This window comes from Ruminococcoides bili, from assembly GCF_040093295.1.
Taxonomy (GTDB): Bacteria; Bacillota; Clostridia; order Oscillospirales; family Acutalibacteraceae; genus Ruminococcoides; species Ruminococcoides intestinale_A.
The window spans coordinates 1-5,451 of record NZ_JBBNJY010000068.1 but is presented as its reverse complement, the minus strand read 5'-3'; the positions used below and the strand labels follow the sequence as shown (position 1 = coordinate 5,451).

Sequence of the window (5,451 nt, the reverse complement as noted above, 5' to 3'; positions counted from 1 at the left end):
AAACCCGCAATTTTTGAAAAAATTGAGTAAACTTTTTTGTTCTTTTGCTGATAATTTAGCGTTAGCTAAATTTCAATGCCCGACCGACACTCCGCTAAACCAAAATTTATTAATGTTGCCCCAACATAAAAAACTCCCGCCCGAGCGAGAGTTTTTAACATTTTATTTATAAGATGTTGAAAGTGAAACTGTACCGTCTGATTTTCCGTTATTATCAATATGATAAACTAAATTGTTTTTTTCATCAATAGTGCTTGCAGACTGCCATAACCAGTTTACTTTTGATGAGCCGTCAGCTGTTGCTTCAAAAGTTACAACAACCATTTCTCCGCCTTTAGTGTAGTCATAGCCTGTGGTTATGTCAGAGCCGTTTAAGTTGATTTTTCCGGCTATTTTTGCATTGATAATACCATTTGTTGTAGCTGGTTTCTGGAGCAGAGCGGATTTAACTTTTAATTTTGATGAATCATATGTGATTTGTGCCTGATAGTTTGTTAAAACTACAGTGCTTTTAACCGAGTAGGTAACTGTTATTGTTTGACCTTTCTTTAAGTCAAGAGTTACATCTTCGTTAGATTTTTCATCGGAGTTGTTTTTGTCAGATGAATTGTTATTTGATTTGTTGCCCGAATTATTGCCTGAATTATTGTTTGAATTGTTGTTTGAATTGTTGTTTGCAGCCTTGCTTGATGAATTATTGTTAGAGTTGCTGTTTGCTTTTGATGAATCGGAAGAGCCGCTTGATTCTGACTTTTCAGAGCTTTGAGCAGACTCGGACTTTGATTCAGAACCCGAACTTTGTGAATTGCTGCTTTCAGAAGTTACTTCGCTTTCTGATTTGTCGTTTGCAACAGTTGTGTTTTCAGCGGCAGAAGCAGTGCTTGTTACGGTCGCAACGGTTGATGAACTCTCATCTTTATTACCGCAGCCTGTCATTACACTTGCAAATGATGTTGAAACGGCAAGTAAGGCAATCAAAAGTGCAACAGAAAGCCTCTTTGCTTTATGCTTTGAATTATTCATAAAATCATTCCTTATCTAATGTTATTGTTCCTATTATAGCAAAATATATTATAAAAATAAAGCGTAATTATTTAAATAATAATTTGCAAAATTTGACATTGTAATTTAATTTTTTCTATGATATAATAGATATGTGAAAACTGAATGAATTTTTAGGAGTGTTTGAATTGAAATTAGCAAAAATTATTGCAGTAGGACTTTCTGCTGTAATGCTTACTACAGGCTTTTCTGTATCTGCTCTTGCGGCACAGACAACCGAATCCACCGTTTCTACACCGGGATTTAAGACATATGACGCATTATATGCTCACGCTGTTTTAAACTCTGAAGATACACAGGCTTGGCTTAGTTGGCAAAGTGTACACGATGAGAACTTTAACGAAATAGACAGTAATAAAAAGTATTTCTTCCTGCCTTCCTCGGCAAACGGAGAAAAAGTTGATATTTACAACGCTTATTCATCACCGATTACAATAAACGGAGTTACTGTTGATTCACATAAGTCGGGTTCGGTACCGTACAATACAAATGTTGAGTATAAGGTAAATGCGGGCGGCAAAAACTTTACTTTGATTTTTATGAAATCAACCGCAGAGTCCGCCGTATATATCAATAATGACAATGCCGACGGTAACGGTACGGAGCTTATCACATACCTTAATCGTGATAAGAGTAATTCCGCAAGCGCAACAGCCGCAATTATTGATGCAGACGGCACAATTGAAACTGCCGATGTTAAGAAAATAAAGGGAAGAGGAAACTCAACCTGGGGCAAGGCTAAAAAGCCTTACAACATTACTTTCAAGGATAATGTAACAATCGGTTCGATGGATAAGTGCAAGAAATTTTCTATGCTTGCAAACTATCAGGACGATTCTCTTTCAAGAAACAGATTTTTATATGACCTTTCTGATGCGGTAGATATGCCGTATGCCTCAGATTCCCGTTATGTTGATTTTTATTCAGACGGCTATTATTGGGGTTCATATCAGATGTGTCAAAAGATTGATACAGGTAAGACAAATCTTTTAAGTGACATTGATGATAAAGGCTACCTCAACAAGGACGGCTCAATCAACGAAAACTTCCAATTTGTATGCGAGGTTGACGCAAGTGCTACTGATGATGATTATCACTTCACTTCATCAAGCGGTAATAAGATTACATTAAAAACTCCCGAGCTTGCACCGGGGGACAAAGGCTACAACGAAGTTAAAAATTATGTAAAAAACAAATTTGATTCTTTTTACAATGCAATTAAAAATTCAACTGAAAATCTTGCCGATTATGCCGATGTTGATTCTGTAACAAAGATTTATCTTATAAACGAACTCGGCAAAAACTGGGATTCGGGCGTATCAAGTCTTTACTTTACATATAAGCAGGACGAAAACGGCAATTGGAAATTCTTTGGTTCTCCTGTATGGGATTACGATAACTCGCTCGGTAACGCAAAGGGCGTTGAATGGGATCTCGGAAATATAGGAGTAAATGACTATGAACAGTACAGCGGTTGGTGGTGCAAATACAAAGATAAAGGTAAAAACAGCAACAGCACAAACAATGTTATGAATCTGATTTCGAGAAATAAAAATGTTATTAAGGCTGCACCGCAGGTTTGGTTTGAGGACTTTGTTCCGGCTCTCAAAACATTTATGTCACGCGGAGTAAGTGAGGGAGAAATTTATTCATCTGATGTTTATTATAACTACCTAAAGGGCAGTGCAGAGATGAACTACAAGAGCGGTTGGTTGCTCAATACAGGCAGCTGGATTGCAGACCACAGCAAACTCAATGTAGCTACCTTTGACTATTCCACAGGCAAATATACAGTAAGCAATACTGTTACAAAGTACAGCAACGATTTTGACGGAAAGTACAATTATTGTGCCGATTGGCTTACAAGCCGTGCGGCTTGGCTTAGCAACGAAATGTATGCTGACTACGAACCGTCAAATCCAAGAATTGAAAATGACCTTAACAATGACGGAATTTTAGATGTTCGTGATGCAACGGCTCTTCAGCTTTACATTGCAGAAAGTGCAACACTTGACATTGAAGGTGTAAAAATGGCTGATATAAACAAAGACGGAATTATTGATGTGAGAGATGTCACATCTTTACAGCAGATAATTGCACAATAAAATTTAAATTTTTATACCGCTTGATTTCGGAAGATTTCAAGCGGTATTTTGATTTTTAAAAGTCATATTTCTATTATTTAATTATAAATTTACACAAAATTTATTGAAAAACTTACGATAATGGTATATAATGTATTTGTGAAAATTTTGGGTATTATTGAGGATAGTATTGATTTAATTATGGAGGTTATTATGAGGAAGACTAAAATTGTCTGCACCATTGGTCCTGCCTGCAACAATAAAGAAACCTTGCTTGAGATGATCAACGCAGGTATGAATGTTGCTCGTATTAATATGTCACACGGAGCATATGACGATTTGGAAAACACTTTTAATGTTCTCAAAGAAGCTATTGCCGAAAGCGGAAAAATTGTGTCAATTCTTCTTGATACAAAAGGTCCGGAAGTAAGAGTATGCACATTTGAAAACGGCAGTATAGAACTTATTGAAGGTCAGCTTTTCAGCCTTTGCAAGAATAAAGAAGTCGGTGACGAAACAGGCGTGGCAATTTCTTTCCCTAAGCTTATTGATTTGTTCAATGCCGACGGCAAAGCGGCAATAGGCAGAGAATTATTATTAGATGACGGTCTTATCTCAATGGTTGTTGACAGTATGACTCCTAATGAAATCATTTGCAAAGTAGTTAAGGGCGGTACACTTAAGAACAGAAAGAGTATTAATATTCCCGGTTATCATATAAATATGCCTTATGTCAGTGCACAGGACAGAAAAGATATTGAATTTGGTCTTTCTCACGGCGCTAATGTAGTTGCCGCATCATTCGTTCGTACACACGAAGATGTTAAAACATTAAGAGATTTTATCGACAGCCTTGGATTTGAATATGTTGAAATCATCGCAAAGATTGAAAATCAGAGCGGTGTTGACGATATGGACGCCATTATAGATTGCGCTGACGGCATTATGGTTGCCAGAGGCGATATGGGTGTTGAAATTCCGTTTATCAAACTTCCTGAAATTCAGAAAACACTTATCAGAAAGTGCGTTGCAAGAGGTAAATATGTAATTACAGCAACTCAAATGCTTGAGAGTATGACTTCTTCACCTCGTCCTACAAGAGCTGAAATCAGCGATGTTGCCAATGCTGTATATGACGGTACAAGCGCCGTTATGCTTTCGGGTGAGTCTGCCGCAGGTAAGTATCCTGTTGAAAGTGTTAAGGCTCTTGACGCTATATGCTTTGAGGCAGAGCAGAACGGTGAGTTTACAGCTCTTAAAGACTATATCGAACATCACAGTATTCAGGACAGCAACCCAATCAGAGGCAGTATTTGCCGTGCGGCAAGAGATATTGCTCATCAGATTGGCGCAAGAGCTATTATTGTTGAGAGTGCTACAGGTAAAGTTGCAAGAGCAATGACACATTTCCGCCCGAATGTTCCGATAATTGCAGTTGTTACCTCTTCGCTTGTTTGTAAAAAACTTTGCCTTAATTGGGGTATTACAGCACTTATCGGTGAAGAAAAGAAAACTTCCGATGCCATTACAAAGCAGGCAATGGAAAAGGCTTTAAGCACGGGCTACTTTAAAAAGGGCGATATTGTAGTTGTAATTTCTTCAAACAGAACTGCACCTACTTCAAGCACAGACTCTCTCAATGTAAGGATTTTATAATATGAATAACAATAACATTATACTTATAGGAATGCCTGGTTCGGGTAAGAGTACACTTGGTGTTCTGCTTGCAAAATACAGCGGATATTCTTTTGTGGATTTAGACTTGATTATTACTAAGAAAACAGGCAAAAAACTGCAAAAGATACTTGATCAGGACGGCTATGATGCTTTCTTGAAAATTGAAAATCAAGTAGGCAAAGAGCTTGACTGCGAGAAAACAGTTGTGGCAACAGGCGGCTCAATGGTACTTAGCGCAGAAGGTATGGAACATTTGAAGAAAATCGGTACGGTTGTGTATATTAATGTGCCGATTGATGAAATCATACGCAGAGTTACAAATGTAGCGACAAGGGGAATTGCTTTTAAAGACGGCGAAACTCTTAACGATGTTTTTAAAGAGAGAACACCTCTTTATGAAAAATATGCAGATGTAACCGTTGATTTTGAGAATGCGTCAAATCTTGAAGAAACCGTCGATAAAATTATGGAAAAATTAAATCTTCATAAGTAATAATTTAAGCACCGATTTGAAAAGTCGGTGCTTTTTTGCCTTTTGCTTTAAAAACGATTTTTGTTAAAATGTTGGTAAATTATGGTTTAGCAAATTGATTTGCCAATTAATTATAAAAGTTTGGTCGACCTTTTC

The 5,451-nt window shown here is 37.2% G+C and carries 4 protein-coding genes; 3 read left to right on the top strand and 1 reads right to left on the bottom strand.

Annotated features, from left to right (window positions below; genetic code table 11):
• Nucleotides 1-162 precede the first annotated feature (162 nt).
• Nucleotides 163-1,023, bottom strand: coding sequence for a cohesin domain-containing protein (locus tag AAAY30_RS11130; RefSeq protein ID WP_337781875.1), 861 nt, complete (start codon nt 1,021-1,023; stop codon nt 163-165).
• A 167-nt stretch (nt 1,024-1,190) separates the two neighbouring features.
• Here AAAY30_RS11130 and AAAY30_RS11125 point away from each other — a divergent pair, with 167 nt between their 5' ends.
• From AAAY30_RS11125 to AAAY30_RS11115, 3 genes are all read left to right on the top strand, one after another.
• Nucleotides 1,191-3,167 carry a CotH kinase family protein gene (locus tag AAAY30_RS11125; RefSeq protein WP_337781874.1) on the top strand — a complete coding sequence of 659 codons (1,977 nt, stop codon included), beginning with the start codon at nt 1,191-1,193 and terminating at the stop codon, nt 3,165-3,167.
• A 192-nt stretch (nt 3,168-3,359) separates the two neighbouring features.
• Nucleotides 3,360-4,802 carry a pyruvate kinase gene (gene pyk, locus AAAY30_RS11120; RefSeq protein ID WP_295025732.1) on the top strand — a complete coding sequence of 481 codons (1,443 nt, stop codon included), beginning with the start codon at nt 3,360-3,362 and terminating at the stop codon, nt 4,800-4,802.
• Between the two features lies 1 nt (nt 4,803).
• Nucleotides 4,804-5,316 carry a shikimate kinase gene (locus AAAY30_RS11115; protein WP_186935812.1) on the top strand — a complete coding sequence of 171 codons (513 nt, stop codon included), beginning with the start codon at nt 4,804-4,806 and terminating at the stop codon, nt 5,314-5,316.
• Nucleotides 5,317-5,451: the final 135 nt, after the last annotated feature.

Excerpts from the sequence above, each read along its gene's own strand:
- AAAY30_RS11130 (WP_337781875.1), bottom strand. The coding sequence starts at position 1,023 with ATGAATAATTCAAAGCATAAAGCAAAGAGGCTTTCTGTTGCACTTTTG.
- pyk (WP_295025732.1), top strand. The coding sequence starts at position 3,360 with ATGAGGAAGACTAAAATTGTCTGCACCATTGGTCCTGCCTGCAACAAT.
- AAAY30_RS11115 (WP_186935812.1), top strand. The coding sequence starts at position 4,804 with ATGAATAACAATAACATTATACTTATAGGAATGCCTGGTTCGGGTAAG.